A 16957-nucleotide genomic window follows, 5' to 3' on the forward strand; every position below is an offset into this window, starting at 1 on the left:
CCTAGAGCACGCCGATTTCAGCAAGGGCCTGGTTTAATTCGACGGGCAGGGCCTCTTCTGCCTCGCGGCCTTCCGGCAGGTCCATCGGTGCATCCTGCGGTGTCAGGTAACGCCAGCCCTGAAACGGGCGTTTCAAACTGGATTGCGTGCGGATCAGTTCGGGTTCCAGCACGATTGCGCAGCGGCGGATGCCATCGCTGCCGATCACCTCGTCTAGGCGTTTGATGACCTGACGGCATTGGATCGATCCTTTTATGACCCAATAAATCGACCCGCCATTTAGAATTTCGGCCTCGCGTTTTGGCCACATTCGTGTCACGTGACGGGGCAGCCCGTCTGGCGTTTGAGCCTGCTTGCTGGCATGCCATTCGGCCAGGCCTTCGACGCTTTCGGTGCCAACGGAAAGTTTGATCAGGTTAACAGTTTTGCTCATTACTTTCTGTCGCATTTTCTGAGAAGGTTCACAAGTGATACAAATTGAATTTTTCCCGCATGTTGTGGTTGATCGAGCCCAATCCACAATATATAGCGGGATTGGATCAATTGTTACTCACCCAACATCTTCTCGTTTTGCCGTTCCCGAATCTCCTGCGCGTGCCTATGCTAATGCCTCAGCCCGCCCCATAGCTTGGAAAGACTGCCCCATGACCCGCTTTGCCGCCCCCATCGCCGAACAAATCTGGGATATGAAGTACCGCTTCAAAGACGCCGACGGCACGCCGCGCGACACAACGGTGGAGGACACGTGGCGCCGTATCGCGCGCGATCTTGCACAGGTCGAGGATCAGCCCGATCACTGGGAGGGCAAATTCTTTGAAGCTTTGGAAGATTTCAAATACCTGCCTGCCGGTCGTATCACGGCAGGTGCCGGCACCGCGCGCCGTGTGACGCTGTTCAACTGCTTCGTCATGGGCACCGTGCCAGATAGCATGGGCGGTATTTTCGACATGCTGAAAGAAGCGGCGTTGACCATGCAGCAGGGCGGCGGCATCGGTTATGATTTCTCCACCATCCGTCCGAAAGGGGCGGATGTTCTGGGCGTGTCGGCAGACGCTTCCGGTCCCTTGTCGTTTATGGATGTATGGGACGCCATGTGCCGCACGATCATGTCGGCCGGGTCGCGTCGTGGCGCGATGATGGCGACCATGCGCTGCGATCACCCTGATGTTGAGGATTTCATCGCCGCCAAATCCGACCCCGCGCGCCTGCGGATGTTCAACATGTCCGTGCTGATTACCGATCCCTTTATGGAAGCCGTTAAGGCGGATGCATCATGGGATCTGGTGTTTGACGGCAAAGTGTACCGCACCGTGCAAGCGCGCGTCTTGTGGGATACGATCATGCAGGCGACCTATAGCTACGCCGAACCGGGGGTGATTTTTATCGACCGGATCAACGAAGCGAACAATCTGAGCTATTGCGAAACCATCGCCGCGACGAACCCATGTGGTGAACAGCCGCTGCCGCCGTATGGTGCTTGCCTGCTCGGCTCAATCAACATGGCGCGGATGGTGGCCAAGCCGTTTGAGGCAGACGCGCATCTGGACGAGGATGCCCTGCAAGATCTGGTCGCTACCGCCGTGCGCATGATGGACAACGTGGTCGATGTGTCGAAATTCCCCCTGCCGGCGCAAGAACGCGAAGCGCAGGCCAAACGCCGCATCGGCCTTGGTGTGACCGGTCTTGCCGATGCCCTGCTGATGGTCGGACAGCGGTACGGATCTGATGAAGCGGCAGCGCAAACCGAAAGCTGGATGAAGGCGATTGCGCGGGCGGCCTACCTTGCCTCTGTCGAACTGGCCAAGGAAAAGGGCGCATTCCCCCTGTTTGACGCCGAAGCTTACCTTGCCTCCGGCACCATGGCGCAGATGGATGACGACGTGCGCGACGCGATCCGCGAACACGGCATCCGCAACGCGCTGTTGACCTCCATCGCGCCCACCGGCACGATCAGCCTGTATGCGGGCAATGTCAGCTCGGGGATCGAGCCGGTTTTTGCCTATGCTTACACCCGTAAGGTTCTGCAAAAAGACGGCAGCCGCACCGAGGAAGAAGTTGTCGATTACGCGGTACAGCTGTGGCGCGAACTTAACGGTGACGCGCCTTTGCCAGACTATTTCGTCAACGCCCAGACCCTGCCACCGCTGGAGCACGTTAAAATGCAGGCCGCAGCACAAAAGTGGGTGGATTCAAGCATTTCCAAGACGATTAACTGCCCCGAAGACATCAGCTTTGGCGATTTCAAAGAGGTCTACATGGAAGCATGGGACACAGGGTGCAAAGGCTGTACCACCTACCGTCCCAACGATGTGACAGGATCGGTATTGAGCGTGTCCGAAGACACCAAGGCGGACAAGCCCGTACCCGTGGAAGAGGGCGGTGAGGTCGTGTTTTTGTCCGAACCCCTTGACCGTCCCGAAGAGCTGGAAGGCAACACCTACAAGGTGAAATGGCCCGACAGCGAGCACGCGATCTATATCACGATTAACGACATTGTGCTGAACGGCCACCGCCGCCCCTTCGAGGTGTTCATCAACTCCAAAAACATGGAGCACTTTGCCTGGACCGTTGCCCTGACCCGCATGATTTCCGCCGTGTTCCGCCGGGGCGGTGACGTTTCCTTTGTTGTGGAAGAATTGAAAGCGGTGTTCGATCCGCGCGGTGGCGCTTGGATGGGTGGAAAATACATCCCCTCCATTCTGGCCGCCATCGGCGGTGTGATCGAACAGCATCTGATCGCCACCGGCTTTATTGCGGGCGAGGGCATGGGGTTGAAAACAGACCCTCAGGCGAAGGTCGTAGGTTTGGACGCGCCGCGTGGAAAAGCGTGTTCGAGCTGCGGGCAATTTGATTTGCGCATGGTTGAAGGGTGCATGACATGTGGGTCCTGCGGTTACTCCAAGTGCGGGTGATGGGGCGTGAGCGTTGTTGTTATCGATGCGGGCATAGTTATGCCAAAACCCCCGGTTTTGTTTGCCACGAAACGGGATTAGTTTTGCCGTAGGTGCCTAACGCACTGAATCTAAATGGTTTTGGCCGAATGGATAATTTGGCCAAAACAGACCTAAAAAGCGTGAATTGGCGGGACAAGAGGCAGTGGGCATCGAGCAGATGGCCGTGTCAGTGTACCGTAAACAGCAGTGACTGGGGTAAATGGCTGCAAGTTTTGTAGCGTAAATGCCTCATATACTCTGATCGCTGCCTTCCCACCTGATTTCCAGATCTTGCGCGGGCCCCCTTTTGAGCCCGCGAAGATCCGGAAACTCCGGTGAGGCCGAACCAAAACAAACACCAACAAATGCCAGACTGATAGACGATGCTGCTGCTACAGCGTGTCTGGCCAGATTGCCTTTTGAAAGGAGGAAAGCTGACCTTCGCCGCGGTTTGTACCGATGTCTTCTGTCGAGAAACGCAGACCTTGCCTGTGCAGATATCATTGGCAGCCCTCAGACCACGGTACCTAATGCGGTTTCTGTACATTCATCTTGATTGCCCAATCACACGACCCGGTTCCTTGACGCTATATCCATTAATAGCATCACGACCTAAGCGCAGCCGGGAATTCGAGCGATCACCTTGATTTCAAAGTCAAACCCGGCGAGCCAATTCACACCTACGGCCGTCCAGTTCGGGTAAGGCTTTTCAGGAAAAGTGCGGTCCTTCGCCTCCATGATATCACCGAACTGGGCCTCGGGATCTGTATGAAAACTTGTGACATCGATGATATCGCTGAGGGAGCAGTCTGCGGCGTGCAGCACCTCGGTCAAGTTATCGAAGGCGCGCTGAACTTGTGCCGCGAAATCGGGCTCTGGTGTTCCATCTTCACGGCTTCCCACTTGGCCTGAAACGAACAATAAGTCGCCTGATCGGATGGCCGCAGAATAGCGGTTGGTTTCATACAGGTCTTGGCGGCCTGACGGGAATACGGGGTCTGGTTTGGTCATTTGGCATCCTTTGGGTTGAGAAATCTGCAACGTGCAGGGCGGCAATCGCACAGGTATTGCGGGTTAGGTGCCTAAGGCGCGTCGGCGTTCGATCTTGGCCAGCAAAACGAGGGCCGTGATCAGCAAAAGGCTTGCGTTGAACGGGTGCAGCGCAAGCATGGTCGCGCTGCCCGCGGCCAGCGTAATCTGAACCCCGTAGAGCGCCAGAGCGCCCAAAGCCCACCATGCGAACCCGCGCAGATAGCCAATGGCGAACGCCATAGTGGCTATGACAACGATTGGCACACCGGCCAAGCCGCCGACCGTGCCGTGTATGGACCACGGCAAGTCTGCGAAGAGCGACTGTCCGGCGAGAAAGAACTGAGCCGCGAGGGCGACGGGAAGCAATCGGGCCGACCACACAAACAGGGCGGGCGTGCCACGGTCGAGAGCGACGAAGGTATCGTGTGTGTCTGCGGTCATGGCTCAAGCCTCTGCCGACTGGGCAACCCGTGGGGTCGCGATGAATGCTTGAAGCGCACGGGTGTAGCTCTGTGCTGCGGCTGCCAATGGGGCGTCATCGAGCTTGTCCGCTGAAAACGTCAGATGTGGCGCATGCCATGGCAGGCCACAGCGATGCGCCATCGCTTTCAACGGGGTGAAAATTTCGTCGACCGAATAATGATTTTGCCCTGACCGCGTATAGGCTTCGGCCACGTTGCCAAGAGTCGCGGCCACCATCAACGGCGTCCCTGCAAGACGGTCGCCTTCGGTCTCAGGGAAAATGTAATACATCCGCGTCAGCACGGCGTCTTGCCAAGCCTTCAAAATGGACGGCGTCGCATACCATTGCACAGGAAACTGTAGCACAATGCGGTCGGCCCCGAGCAGCAGTTGGGCATCAGCCGCGGCATCCGTGAACATTTCGATATGCCCATCGGGATAGCGTGCCTGCACATCGATCGCGGTCACGCCTTCAATGCCTTGCGCCGCGCGAAACAAAGCCGCATTGGCAACAGATTTTCCAATATCGCGGTGGAACATAAGTAGCAGAGTCTTGGTCATTCTCGCAGTCCTTTTGCGTTCGTTTGACCAAGACGTAGATCCGAAAAACAAATAACTCCAACTGATATAAGATATAGTCTATTATTGATATTATGAATTTAAGATCAATCGACTTGAACCTGCTCGTGGTGCTGGATGCGCTTTTGGACGAGGCCCATGTCAGCCGCGCGGCGCATCGGTTGAACCTCTCTCAACCCGCCGTATCGAATGCGCTGCAAAGGTGCCGTGATCTGTTTGACGACCCGTTGCTTGAACGCGGACGCGGCGCAATGCGGCGGACCGCGCGCGCGGAAGCGCTGCGGGGGCCTCTTAAATCCGTTCTGGGCGAGTTGAATGACCTCGTTGATCCGCCGGAAACGCCTTTGCATAGCTTGCATCAAACCGTGCGGCTCACGATGGCAGACGATCCGACTTTCCTGATCGCAGGGCCGCTTCTGACCGCCTTACAATCCACTGCTCCGGGGGTGACCCCCATTTTCCAACCCTGGAACGGCAGCACGGCAGCGGCGCGTGATTTGCTGAGTGGCGAAACAGACATTGCCGTCTCGGTCTTTGCAGATCAGATTGAGGGCATCGAACAGATCACACTGTTTGATGAGACATATGTTGTTGCGATGCGGCGCGATCATCCTGCCGCACAGGCGTTTGATCTTGATGCGTGGCTGGCATACCCGCACGTCCTGATGTCCGGGACAGGCGACGCGCAATCCCCTTTAGATGCTCAGCTTGCGGCGATCGGGCGGTCGCGCCGTGTCGGTGCGGTTGTGCCCTCCTTCCAACTTGTCCCGTCGCTGTTGGCGCACACAGATCATATCGCGATGTTGCCCAAACACGGGTTTGATCAAAACGCGCATCCGCTTTTGACCAGCTTTGCTCCGCCGATTGAGGTCAGTGGCTTTCCCTTGCATCTGGCCAGCCACACACGCCAATCGAACAATCGCGGGGTCCAGCATGTAATTGCCGCGATCAGAGAGATTTTTCTCGTTTGAAACCAAGGTCGGCATGAATGTCCGCATATGTGGTGTCGTGCCCTACACGCCTCCAAATGGCGACACATTCTTGATCATAATCCTATTGCTACAGGCTGTTTCGATCCATGAACCGACTATGTCGCATTCATTCTGCTTCCCACAAGTTGGACACAGAACGGCCCTTCAATGCGGAAGCCGACAAGGTCCGCCATGGGCCGTTCGGGCGCCATGTAGCCCCATCAAGGTGATTTCGCGGCGCGCTCCAGCGCCGCAAGGCACCTTCGAGCCCGTACTTACCTGCAAGCGGAAGTTTCCGTCATCACACCTTCAGTCTAATCTGGCCGTCCTTCCTAAGGCAGTCAGGCCAGCTATGATCGCGCGGCTCTGCGTCTCCAGGTTCGCAATCGTCGGTGTTTTACCCCGGACAACCATCCTCCAGTACAGAGGAGCGACGAGCAGATCGAGCGCGAGGTCCCGGTCAAGGTCTTCAGGCAGTTCACTTCGGTGCACCCAGCGGTCCAGAAGAGCCTCTGCCCGCTCCCGCCGTGCTTGCGCCACCCGGTCGTTGATTGCACGCATCTCGGACGATCGCGCGGCTTCGGCATGCAGATCCGGCAGGATCCTACGGACCAGAGGATGCCGAAGCACCACGCGCGTCTGTATTAGCAGATTAAGGATGTCCTCTTGCAACGTGGCGCCCTCAACTTCCGGTAATGTGATCCGCAGACCAAGCGTCGAAACCGCCGCCTCGGCGAAAGCCAGGCGCGACGAGAACCGTCGATAGATCGCTGCCTTGCCAGCGCCCGCGCGCGCAGCGACCCGTTCAAGACTGAGGGCCGCGAAGCCGCGGTCGGCCCACTCTTCGAAGAAAGCGCGGTAAAGCGCCTCTGTCAGTTCGGCACGCGGGACAGCCGCCCCAGACGGAACGCGTCGTATTTTTTCGTCGGAACGGTTGCGTTTCATCCGTGGAACTCCTAAATGGTCGATACGATAGCGTTCCATCCATAGGGGCTTTTCCGATGAACGACAAGTTTGACAGTTTTTCCGATCTTCTACGGGGAGCCCTTGGCTCCCGCCTGACAATCAGCCAAGAAATGGCGGATTTCTTTACTCAGGACGTCGTCTTTGAATTTCCCTATGCCCCGGAGGGGCTTCCCCGGCGATTGGACGGCATGGCAGCCCTTGCCGATCATCTGATGCGGCTTGAGCCGATGTTGAAGCTGAGCGAGTTCACGCTGCATGCGGTTCACCCGTCGGGCGACACCGTGATCCTCGAATTCTCCTGTGAGGGATCCGGCATTTCCACCGGGTTGCCCTATGATCAAAACTACATTTCCGTGGTAACCCTCCGCGACGGTCGCATTAGCCGCTATCGCGACTACTGGAACCCGCTGGTTGCGCTTTCCGCCCTCGGGGGCGCGCAGGCGGCAGCAATGGCCTATGCCGGGGAGAAAGCGAATGGGTAAGGACATTCTCGTCATTGGCGGCAAGGGTAAGACGGGACAGCGAGTGGTGGATCGTCTGACCGACAGCGGGGCCGAGGTCGCCGTCGGCACCCGCACACCTACAGGGGCGCGGGATCGTTTCTTCGACTGGGCGGATGCGGCCTCCGCGGCGTCGTTCGAGGGCTGTTCCGCAGTCTATCTCGTGGCACCGACGGATCGCACCGACCACCTCGACGTCATGCGTCCCAACCTCGAAAGCGCGATGGAGCGTGGGGTGCGCCGCTTCGTGCTTTTCAGTTCATCTATGCTGGACCGTGGTGGCCCAATGATGGGCGGCGTTCATGCCTGGCTGGCCGATACCGCCCCGGAATGGGCAGTGCTGCGCCCTTCCTGGTTCATGCAGAACTTCTCGGACGGGCCGCACGCCCACACGGTCCGCGAGGAAAATGCGATCTACAGCGCCACAGGCACTGCCCGTGTCGGCTTCATCGACGCCGAAGATATCGCGGCCGCCGCTGTGGCCTGCCTGACCTCCACCACGCCGCTCAACGACGACCGAATTCTCACGGGCCCCGGGGTTCTGAGCTATGAGGATACGGCCAGGATAATGTCGGACGTGACGGGCCGGACGATCCGTCATGTCGCACTCTCTACCAAGGAGCTGGCCGATCGTTTCGAGGCACAGGGATTGCCGACCGATTACGCCCGAATGCTCGCGAATATGGACAAGACGATCCGCACGGGGGCCGAAGATCGCACGACGGCTGGCGTCGTGCAGCTGACTGGAACTGCGCCGGGGTCGTTTCGGAGTTTCGCGGCTGAAAGTGCTGGAGCTTGGACGGTTTGACGTTCTAAGATCTCCTACTCCCTTGCATCCGAGATGCGGCGGAAAGAATACTGATCTACAGAGGCCGCTGCTGTCTAATGGCAGCAAAGTCCGCAAAGCAGACCCTCGCCTTCCGGAAATGCTGCGCGACGCACGAACGGCTGGTATGGTGAAGCTGCGGTGCTGCATCTGCGAGGCGGGTGGAAGGCGGCTCTGGGCCGCTCCCTACAGGGGCGGATCAACCCGCTGGACGCAAATGCTGCGACTGATCTAATGGCGGCTGTGAGCCCAAATTCGACAGTGCCTGAGGATTGGTGACAGGCGTCGGGGGCGGTATCCAGCTTAACTGCTGCCCTTGTTCGCAAACGCGCCGGGCGACAGGCCCTCGTGACGGACAAAGGCCAGGCCGAAGGCGCTGGCGGACCCGTATCCGACCTTCATGGCGATCTCCGAAATGGTCAGCCCGCCCTGCCGGAGCAAGGTCTTGGCCAGGGCCATGCGCCATTCGATGGCGTATTGCAGTGGCGCGCGGCCAACCTGCCTGCGGAACCGCTCGAAAAAGCCGGAGCGCGACATGCCGGCGGCCTTCGCCAGTTCTGAAACGGAAAGCGGGCTGCCCGGCTCGGCGTGGATGCGTTGCAACGCACCCGAGAGCTGCGGATCCGACAGGCCGCGCAGTAGCCCGGGCGGCAGGGTCGTCGCCTGATCAGAGCGCAGGGCCTCGATCAGAAGGACCTCCAGCAATCGCTCAAGGATCAATCCGCGCCCCGGACGGTCGGCGCGGGTCTCCTCGTGGATCACGGGCACCAGGGTCGTCAGGCGGTTCTGATCAGAGACATGGATCATCTGCGGTAGCAGTGACACCAGAAGGCTCCTGGCCGGCGTGTCAAAATGGCAATGCCCGACGAGGGCGCGCATATCGACCGGGGCCTCAGTCGCGCCAAGCCGGAACTGTCCGGGACCGGTTTCAAGCGGCAGGCGGGGCACGTGGGGCGGCGGGGGCACCTCGCTGGACATGGTAAAGCCCTGCAGATGGGGGATCAGCACGAAATCACCAGCCCTCAGCGTGACCGGATCGCGCCCGGCGACGTGCAGCCGGCACCGCCCCTCGACCATCGCGCAGTAGAATGGGCTGACCATGTCGTGACGCTCCACCAGCCACTGGCCACCGGCTTCGACCATCTTGGAGATGGAGACCGCAGGCTTGAGCAGGGTGACGACACTGGAAAGAGGATCTAAGGGGCTGTCGAGCATCTGTTCGGACGATCTATTAATGATTTTGGACTTCTATGTATACCAAGGCCGAACGCTGCCGTCTATCTCTCTGTCACACAAGACAAGGAGACCTCAAATGTCCCGTATCCTCATCACCGGTTGTTCCTCCGGTTTCGGTCAGGCCATCGCCGCGCAGTTCCTCGATCAGGGCTGGGAGGTCATCGCCACGATGCGCAATCCCTCCGTCGAAGGGCTGCCTGAGTCCGACCGCATGCAGGTGATGGCCCTGGACGTCACCGACCCCGAAAGCATTGCGGCTGCGATTGCCGACGCGGGCCAGATCGATGCGCTGGTGAACAACGCTGGTGTCGGCATGCTCAACGTGCTGGAAGGCGCTGACATCGCCCGGGCCCGTGAGCTGTTCGAGATCAACGTGCTGGGTGCCATGGCCATGACCCGCGCCGTGATGCCCGCCATGCGCGCGCGGCGCAGTGGCGTTATCGTCAACGTCAGTTCCAGCGTGACGCTGCGCCCATTGCCTGCGCTGTCGATCTACAGCGCCAGTAAGGCCGCGCTGAATGCCTTTACCGAAAGCTTCGCGCTTGAGGCCGCTGAATTCGGCATACGTGCCCGGCTGGTCCTGCCCGGCAGTGCGCCGTCGACATCCTTCGGACGCAATGCAGTGGCGCGAATGGGCATGGATGTGCCCGAGGCCTACGGCCCCTTCGTGCAGGCCTATTCTCAGAGCCTTCAGTCCGCGACCGAGAAGACCGAGGCGCAGGATGTCGCTCAGGCTGTCTGGCGTGCCGTCACGGACGAGACCGCGCCCATGAAGCTGCCTGCGGGCGCGGACGCAGAAACCTGGTTCCGCGAAGCCGGACTCGCCACGGCGTAACGCGTCCGATGCTGATATCCCTCTCGAACGAAAAACACCCATGAACAGACTGATCACTCTCTCCGGCTCCCTGCCGACACCAGAGCCTGAGATCACCGTCGCCTATACGCCGATCGTTCTGCCGATGCCCGGCCGTCAGCCGCTTGAGCTGCGCCTGACAGCACCTGCTGCCGGGAAGGACCTGCCCATCGTGATCCTGTCGCATGGCTTCGGTCCCTCGAACTACATCCCGTCCAAGGACGGCTATGGACCGCTTGTTCAGTTCTGGGCCGAACGGGGCCTGGCCGTCATCCGAGCATTATCAACCATCGCGCGTTATTCAGGGCAGCAGGTCAAAATAGTTTTTCTGACAGGTGTGGGCCTGCCTGACGTCAGCGGGCCAGAAGCACCTCTGTCGCCTTGTCAAACGCGGTGAGGTTTTGCTCTGCATGCGCGGCGAGATGTGCTCCTTCGAGCGTGGCGAGGGTTGCGTGTGCTTCCGCTTCAGGGGCGCTTATCGCTGAAATTGTGCCATCTTGTTTGCCCAGCTCAAACAGGGCTGTGATCCATGTGGTCATCATGGCGCGAAAGGCGACGATCTTGTCTTTCACCTCATCCGCAAGGCTATCACGGCTGATGGTGAAAGCCACGCAAAGACATAATGTTTCGCCGCCGCCCAAGGCATTGCGATAGAACGCCACTAAAGCGGCCAACCTGTCGGCGGCGTTTTGGTGCGTTGCCTCTATCTCAGTACAGACCTGTTCGACCGATGCGTGATAGCGATCCATCAGCGCGGCGGAAAGCACCGCCTTGGTGGCAAAGTGGTAATGGATGGATGCCTTGCGGATGCCGGCAGCTTGCGCCAGATCGCCGTAGCTGAACCCGTCGAAGCCGCGACTACGCGCTGCTTTTTCAGCGATATCCAGCAGTGTTGTTTTGGTATCGGGTTGCACGTTTGGTTCTACCTTTAAGGCCTGTTCAATTGGGTTAACGCATTTTCGGCGGCTTCCAAAGCCCCTTCAAGGTAGCCGCCAAATTCCGGCGCGACTTCTGTACCGCCAAAGATCAGTTTACCGTCCCATAACCCGCTGAGTGTTGTCGGCAGGCCGTAATGCGGATGGGCGTAGAGGGGCCTTTGATCCAGCGCGGTGGCGGTAAAGGGATCATAGGCCCAATCCTTGATCGCCAGGCGCTGCGGCGCGCCTGCATCCGGTCCGAAAATACGTATCAGTTGTGCCGTAATTTGCTGGCGCAGCCACTCTTGATCCTTTCGCGCCTGAGAGGGCACGCCAAGAAAACCGAACAGCGCAAAGGGGCCGCCTTGCGGGGGTGATGCATCGTGGATTTCTGCCAGAGGACCAAAGCGGCTCATGGCATCGCCCGACAATCCGGCTTCGCGCCAGAAGGGGCGGTCGTAGATCGCGACGGCCTTGGCATGACCTGCCATCCATGTGGCGATATTTTGCATCGCCTGAAGCGCTTGGTCGGGCAGGGCGGGGGTGTAGGTGATCTGTGCCGCCAGCCGCGGGGGCAGCGCCAGCACCACGCGGCTGGCCCTCACGGTACGGCCATCGCGATAGGTCGCGGTGATGATGCCGTCCGCGCGGGTCAGCGTCGTGATCGGGGCGGATAGATGCAGATTGTTTGCGTCTACCTTGGCGGACAGGCCGTCAATCAGCCGGATCAATCCGCCCTCAAGACGAAAGGAGCCTTCCATCGAGGCAAACCCCTGACCACGTTGGGGCTGCCCCTGCGCGTTCTCAAACATCAGATCGCCTTGGGCGTATTGATCAAACCGCGTCAGCCCCAGATCACGGATCAGTTTTGCGATGCGCGGCTGACCGGGCCAGAACCACGTGGGCCCCGTATCGAAAGTGGCACCTTCATGCCGGATTGCCGCGATCCGCCCGCCAAGACGGTCTCGGGCCTCGGCCAAGATATAGCTGTGGCCGAGATCCGTCAGGCGGCTTGCAAGGGAGAGCCCTGCAAGCCCGCCCCCGATGATAAGGGTATCGGTGTGCATCCTTTACGCCTGCGGCGCCTTTGCAAAGGGCAGGTGGCCCGTTTTGATCCACAATTTGGTACCCTCGGGTCCGCCGACCGCCGACAGGGTTTCCCCATCCGGCATGCGCAGCCAGTCGTTCTTGTGCAGCACGTCGCCGCCGACAGTGATGCTGCCGTCAATAACCAGCACCTCAATGCCGCCCTGTGCTTGGGATGTCAGCGTCGCCTCCGCATCAATGTGACTGTAGGTGACGACCTCGCGGTCATCCTTATGCAGGATTGCAGTGGCCACGCCATTAACGGGTGCGGCCAGTTCTTCCGCCATTGTTTTGCGAAACTGCGTGCGGTCGTCCATATCGAACTGCCACAGTTTGACGAAGATCGTGCAGCCCTCGGCCGAACTGGGGGTGTGGGATGTGGTGGGGGGATTGCGCACATAGGTGCCGGCGGGGAAATCGCCATGCTCATCCTGAAACACACCTTCCAGCACGATGAACTCTTCACCGCCCGTATGTGTGTGCGCCGAAAATGCGCTGCCGGGGGCATAACGGACGATGGTGGTGGCGCGTGCCACCTCGCCGCCGATACGGTCCAGCATACGCCGGTCCACGCCCTTCATGGGCGAGGCCTGCCATTCCAACTGGTCAGAGTGGACAATTACGGGACTGTCGAAATCTGCATTCAAGTTCATTGATCAATTCCTTGTCGTGAAGGCGCGCGTTTAACCCGCGATGGATGGCCGCTTGGCGACTTTTGCGCGCCAAGCCTGAAGGTGTTTTAGAGATTGCGGAATGTCTACTTTGGCAAAATCCGCAAAGGCCAGCCCCGCAAACGCCGTTATGTCTGCCGACGAAAAACGATCACCCGCAACATAGTCATTATCGGCCAAAACGCCATCGAGGTAAGCCATCGTCGTGGCTGCGACCTCTTTTTGCTTATTTCCCCATTCAGCGCATTGGTATGTCTCCAACTCGGCACCCAACCCTGGTGTCGCATGATGGAAATAGGCCCCGACAGCGTTCAGCAAGCCAGCCTCGGCGCGGGCGTTCATCATTGAAATATGCGCGCGTTGCTTCGGCGTTGTGCCGGTCAGGGAAGGGCCGTCATAGGCGCCGTCGATATATTCGATAATCGCATTGCACTGCGCGATGTGGGACCCGTCGTCCAGTTCGAGGCAGGGAACAGTCGCATCGGGGTTCATTGCTTTGAACGCGTCGGTGCGGTGCTCGCCGTTCATGACGTCTACGGCGATGAACTCCGCGTGATCGGAAACGCCTTTCTCGGCAAGCGCGATGCGCACGCGGGCCGGGTTTGGAAATCCTTCGATGTCGTAAATCTTCATGGGTATGTTCTCCTGAGTTTCATGTCTTGACCTATCAGTAGGTAGGCAGATTGCGCAAGTCACGAAATTGAGAGCACATGAAAGAGGGAAGGCTATGCAAGCATCCCGTCGTGTTTAGGTGCATACGCAAAACGGGCATGGGCGAATTTTATGAAAAGTAGCTGTCAGGCATCGGGCCCCGCCGAAAGTCGGGGTGCTGCCTTGACATGACCCATCGCACTCAGGCAAATGGGAAATGAATATTCATTACTCCAATGGTTCCGATTTGAAACGCCTAACGCCCGAAGCCACACAGGCAAAAATACGCACTGCACTTGTTGAGGAGGTTGCGAAACAGGGGATCGGTGCAACCTCGGTCGGGGCCGTTGCCAAACGCGCTGGCATGTCCGCTGGAACGATCTACCTGCACTTCGAGAATAAAGAAGATATGCTTCGGAAGGTCTTTCTTAAAATCAAGGCCGAAATTCATACCCTTATGATGTCTTCGGCGGGCGACCCTGACGCCAAATCCATGATCCGCAAAATGTGGTTTGATCTGTTCGGATTTGTGGCGGCCCATCCGATGGACTTTATGTTCGTCGAATATGCAGGCGCGGCGCAGATCCTGAGCAAAAAACAGGCGCGAAAAGTAGCGGATATGCAGGTTGAAATCGCAGCACTGATCCAGCGTGGCATAGATGAGGGCGCGATCGTGGGCATGCCCGTCTCGACGGTTACGACGCTGCTGATTGCCCCGGCAATGCAATTGGCCCGCGCAGGCGTTTTGGCCAGTGAACAACCTTCTGAAGAAACGCTTGGACTGGTGTTCGAGCGTGTTTGGCTGTCGGTCGCGGCAAAGCCTTTCTTTGGAAACTTACCCGACTGACAGTTCAAAAAGGACGTAAGACATGAAGAACACTCTAACCTCCCTCGCGCTCGCGACGGTTCTCGGATTTACCACCGCAACAACGGCATTGGCAGATGACATGACAGCGACACAGATCAAAAACGGCTATTTGGAACACGGCGCGCTGGCGCAATATCACCGTTGGTATCAGGTCTATGAACGCGCTGAAGGCGGGATCGACAATGCATTGGATATCCTTGCCGAAGACGTCGTTGTGACCTCGGGTTTGGGGGTTGCAAACGGGCATGAGCAATATGCGCAGAGGGTAAGCCAGCTTCCACAAAGCTGGCAAAATGCACACCACGTCCGCGATGTTCAGGTCAGCATCAATGATGACGGGTCAATGGCCCTGACCGCAGATATCACATACCTTAACGCGGGCCTTCTGGAGGATGGCGGCATTCGGACGGCTGACCTGACCTACACAATGGCACTGGCCCCTACCGATAGTGTGCTGCCCAAATTTACCGAGATTACAATCGCGCAAAACTCGGATGGTACAGCTGATGAATTCGTCGATGCCTATGCCGAGAATCGCCTGCGTAGTCTGGTACACTATTGGTTAGCGCTGATCGAAGATCCGTCCCGCAACCCTGAACCCGTTCGTGAAATTTTGGCGGATGGATTTGCTCTTAACTTCTCGTCTGGCGCAATCACCGACTTTGCGGGATTTGAAGCCTGGCTTGCAGGTCCTGGGTCGCAAGTTGCGGCCAGCACGCATGTTATCAGCGAATTTTCAGTTATGGAAAATGCTGACGGCACGTATGAAATGACTGTTGATTTCGATTGGGCCGGCATCTTGCCCGATGGAAGCGAGCTGGTGGCGAAGACGCGGCATAACTGGACCGTGAACAACGACGACACTGAACGGTTTGCGCGTATCCTGACCGTCGATGTCGAAGTGCTTGAGCCGTTCCGGCCAGGTACTGACTGATCCGCCGAACGTAGGTCTGACCCCCATTCCCCGGATGTTCTGATTAAGGCCCGTGGTGAAACTGAGCGATAATGCGAGATGCGGTCGCTTCGTTGATCGCCAGGATCGTGTTGTAAAGAGTTGCAATTCTTAGCAAGGACTTAACGTCGACGTCGTGGGGCATAGCCGAGAGTGGGTCGATGAAGAAGAACAGAGCATCGAGGCGCCTCTCGGCTATCATCGCCCCAATTTGTGCGTCCCCGCCGAGAGGCCCGCTTTTAAGGCAGGTAACGTCCAAATCCACTTCGCGGGCAAGCCGTCCTCCGGTGGTTCCCGTGCCGTAAAGATCGAATACAGCCAATGTCGATCTGTGAGAGCGTGCCCACTCGATCATGGTGTCTTTTTTCAGATCGTGGGCGACCAAGGCGATTGATCGAAAATTCACATCCCGTGTTTCAGAGATGTTCATCGTTTCGCTCCGTATCGTGTGCCCAGTTCCGTGCCAGTGGGGATTTGCGCTTGAGGGCACCACTCAGGTGTTGTCGCATCCTGTAAGACGCATCTGCGACATTGCCTGATTCCAGATATGACAGGATCTCCAAGTGCTCGGTGCATTGCTCAATCAGACGCTCGCAGTTCACTTCGGCGCGATACTCCATTAAACGGCGCATCCGGTTCACCCTTTGAAGGGCCATGTAGAAAAAGGGATTTCCCGATAGTTTGATAAGTTCCTCGTGGAAGAGCGCACCGTTTTGAAGAAGAGCTTCGCCAGGTGTGCTGCTTAAATCCATGTTTAGCATGCCTTCCTGAATGCGTCGCTGTTCATCAAGGATCTTGTGATCAAGCTGAAAAGAAGGCTCCAGCATGGCCGTGGGTTCGATAGCCATTCTAAATCTGTAAATTTCGTCGAATGCCTCTGGTGTCTTGGCCACGGGCAGAAGGCGCCACCCGTATCCCTCTTTGCGTTCTGCCCAACCTTCGCGAACGGCCCTGACCAGCAGATCTGCGGCTTTGGCTTTGGTCCAGCCGTATCGCTGCCGTAGGAAATGTTCAGCTACCTCTTCGGGGATCTGGTTCGTCAGCCAGTCATTCGCAAATGTTTGATAGTCGTCCGTATCTGTTGGTGCCGAATCTGCCAATCCGTCCTGATACGAAGCCGGAAGACTGTCTGCGACAAAGTAACCTCGGTTGGGCTGTCGGATTAAAACGTCTTGGATCGCCAGGCTTTCAAGTGCCTCTCTTACGGGGGTGCGCGATACACCATAACGATCTGCGATATTCTGGGCGCTGATATGTTGACCCCCAGACAGGGTTCCAGAGACGATGTCGTGCAACAACCGATTGGATATATTCTTGGAAAGCTCGCTGCTTCGTGCTGCCATCATGATCTCCAGTGCCGGTCGTAGCTGTTTTGCAGATTGTATCGGTGCTTAAGTATAAGTCCAATTTTTTGGTTTTGCACATGGTAAAAACCGAAAGGTGGCCGAAGATGG

The 16957-nt window shown here is 58.0% G+C and carries 20 protein-coding genes; 8 read left to right on the plus strand and 12 right to left on the minus strand.

All coding sequences use genetic code 11. The features are described from left to right. Position 1 precedes the first annotated feature (1 nt). Positions 2-433: a DUF1489 family protein gene (locus Z947_RS0108275; RefSeq protein ID WP_025043835.1), complete on the minus strand. Its 432-nt coding sequence runs from the start codon at positions 431-433 to the stop codon at positions 2-4. 211 nt (positions 434-644) lie between these two features. Here Z947_RS0108275 and Z947_RS0108280 point away from each other — a divergent pair, with 211 nt between their 5' ends. Further along, positions 645-2912 (plus strand): adenosylcobalamin-dependent ribonucleoside-diphosphate reductase, encoded by a 2268-nt coding sequence (locus Z947_RS0108280; protein WP_025043836.1) that lies wholly within the window; start codon positions 645-647, stop codon positions 2910-2912. Between the two features lie 633 nt (positions 2913-3545). Here the strand turns inward: Z947_RS0108280 and Z947_RS0108285 are convergent. The 3 genes from Z947_RS0108285 to Z947_RS0108295 all read right to left on the minus strand — a co-directional run bounded on the left by Z947_RS0108285 (position 3546) and on the right by Z947_RS0108295 (position 4988). Continuing rightward, a complete protein-coding gene (locus Z947_RS0108285) occupies positions 3546-3944 on the minus strand; it encodes a RidA family protein (RefSeq protein WP_025043837.1) in 399 nt (132 codons plus the stop codon). A gap of 63 nt (positions 3945-4007) precedes the next feature. After that, on the minus strand, positions 4008-4406 hold the full coding sequence (locus Z947_RS0108290) for a DUF6220 domain-containing protein (protein ID WP_025043838.1): 399 nt from the start codon (positions 4404-4406) through the stop codon (positions 4008-4010). 3 nt (positions 4407-4409) lie between these two features. After that, entirely contained in the window at positions 4410-4988 is a 579-nt protein-coding gene (locus Z947_RS0108295; RefSeq protein WP_025043839.1) for an NAD(P)H-dependent oxidoreductase, read from the minus strand. 113 nt (positions 4989-5101) lie between these two features. Between Z947_RS0108295 and Z947_RS0108300 the strand changes: the two genes are divergently transcribed. After that, positions 5102-5977 (plus strand): LysR substrate-binding domain-containing protein, encoded by an 876-nt coding sequence (locus Z947_RS0108300; RefSeq protein ID WP_240477526.1) that lies wholly within the window; start codon positions 5102-5104, stop codon positions 5975-5977. 309 nt (positions 5978-6286) lie between these two features. Here Z947_RS0108300 and Z947_RS0108305 read toward each other — a convergent pair whose 3' ends face one another. Beyond that, entirely contained in the window at positions 6287-6922 is a 636-nt protein-coding gene (locus tag Z947_RS0108305) for a TetR-like C-terminal domain-containing protein (protein WP_025043841.1), read from the minus strand. A 56-nt stretch (positions 6923-6978) separates the two neighbouring features. Here Z947_RS0108305 and Z947_RS0108310 point away from each other — a divergent pair, with 56 nt between their 5' ends. After that, positions 6979-7425: a nuclear transport factor 2 family protein gene (locus Z947_RS0108310; RefSeq protein ID WP_025043842.1), complete on the plus strand. Its 447-nt coding sequence runs from the start codon at positions 6979-6981 to the stop codon at positions 7423-7425. Next, positions 7418-8251, plus strand: a complete 834-nt coding sequence (locus Z947_RS0108315; RefSeq protein ID WP_025043843.1) for an NAD(P)H-binding protein — start codon at positions 7418-7420, stop codon at positions 8249-8251. The genes Z947_RS0108310 and Z947_RS0108315 overlap by 8 nt, the downstream gene beginning before the upstream one ends. A 321-nt stretch (positions 8252-8572) precedes the next feature. On the opposite strand, the gene Z947_RS0108320 is transcribed toward Z947_RS0108315, so the two are convergent. Continuing rightward, positions 8573-9484, minus strand: a complete 912-nt coding sequence (locus tag Z947_RS0108320) for an AraC family transcriptional regulator (protein WP_025043844.1) — start codon at positions 9482-9484, stop codon at positions 8573-8575. 97 nt (positions 9485-9581) lie between these two features. Here Z947_RS0108320 and Z947_RS0108325 point away from each other — a divergent pair, with 97 nt between their 5' ends. Both Z947_RS0108325 and Z947_RS20930 read left to right on the plus strand, forming a co-directional pair. Next, positions 9582-10340 (plus strand): SDR family oxidoreductase, encoded by a 759-nt coding sequence (locus Z947_RS0108325; RefSeq protein WP_025043845.1) that lies wholly within the window; start codon positions 9582-9584, stop codon positions 10338-10340. A 40-nt stretch (positions 10341-10380) separates the two neighbouring features. Continuing rightward, positions 10381-10755 carry an alpha/beta hydrolase gene (locus tag Z947_RS20930; RefSeq protein WP_037938805.1) on the plus strand — a complete coding sequence of 125 codons (375 nt, stop codon included), beginning with the start codon at positions 10381-10383 and terminating at the stop codon, positions 10753-10755. Here the strand turns inward: Z947_RS20930 and Z947_RS20935 are convergent. From Z947_RS20935 to Z947_RS0108345, 4 genes are read right to left on the minus strand one after another with little or no spacing between them, the layout of a single operon-like run. After that, positions 10712-11272 carry a TetR/AcrR family transcriptional regulator gene (locus Z947_RS20935; RefSeq protein WP_037938808.1) on the minus strand — a complete coding sequence of 187 codons (561 nt, stop codon included), beginning with the start codon at positions 11270-11272 and terminating at the stop codon, positions 10712-10714. The genes Z947_RS20930 and Z947_RS20935 overlap by 44 nt on opposite strands. Before the next feature lie 14 nt (positions 11273-11286). Beyond that, positions 11287-12342 (minus strand): flavin monoamine oxidase family protein, encoded by a 1056-nt coding sequence (locus tag Z947_RS0108335; RefSeq protein ID WP_025043846.1) that lies wholly within the window; start codon positions 12340-12342, stop codon positions 11287-11289. Between the two features lie 3 nt (positions 12343-12345). Beyond that, positions 12346-13014 (minus strand): cupin domain-containing protein, encoded by a 669-nt coding sequence (locus Z947_RS0108340; protein ID WP_025043847.1) that lies wholly within the window; start codon positions 13012-13014, stop codon positions 12346-12348. Between the two features lie 30 nt (positions 13015-13044). Next, positions 13045-13665 (minus strand): glutathione S-transferase family protein, encoded by a 621-nt coding sequence (locus Z947_RS0108345; RefSeq protein ID WP_025043848.1) that lies wholly within the window; start codon positions 13663-13665, stop codon positions 13045-13047. 235 nt (positions 13666-13900) lie between these two features. On the opposite strand from Z947_RS0108345, the gene Z947_RS0108350 reads away from it, so the two are divergent. Both Z947_RS0108350 and Z947_RS21500 read left to right on the plus strand, forming a co-directional pair. Beyond that, on the plus strand, positions 13901-14530 hold the full coding sequence (locus tag Z947_RS0108350) for a TetR/AcrR family transcriptional regulator (protein ID WP_025043849.1): 630 nt from the start codon (positions 13901-13903) through the stop codon (positions 14528-14530). A gap of 22 nt (positions 14531-14552) precedes the next feature. Then, on the plus strand, positions 14553-15485 hold the full coding sequence (locus Z947_RS21500; RefSeq protein WP_025043850.1) for a hypothetical protein: 933 nt from the start codon (positions 14553-14555) through the stop codon (positions 15483-15485). Positions 15486-15528: 43 nt separating this feature from the next. Here the strand turns inward: Z947_RS21500 and Z947_RS0108360 are convergent, their stop codons facing one another. Both Z947_RS0108360 and Z947_RS0108365 read right to left on the minus strand, forming a co-directional pair. Then, entirely contained in the window at positions 15529-15933 is a 405-nt protein-coding gene (locus Z947_RS0108360) for a methylglyoxal synthase (RefSeq protein ID WP_025043851.1), read from the minus strand. Next, positions 15920-16846 (minus strand): GntR family transcriptional regulator, encoded by a 927-nt coding sequence (locus tag Z947_RS0108365; protein WP_037939323.1) that lies wholly within the window; start codon positions 16844-16846, stop codon positions 15920-15922. The genes Z947_RS0108360 and Z947_RS0108365 overlap by 14 nt, the downstream gene beginning before the upstream one ends. Positions 16847-16957 lie beyond the last annotated feature (111 nt).

Source organism: Sulfitobacter geojensis, from assembly GCF_000622325.1.
In the GTDB taxonomy this organism is placed as follows: domain Bacteria; phylum Pseudomonadota; class Alphaproteobacteria; order Rhodobacterales; family Rhodobacteraceae; genus Sulfitobacter; species Sulfitobacter geojensis.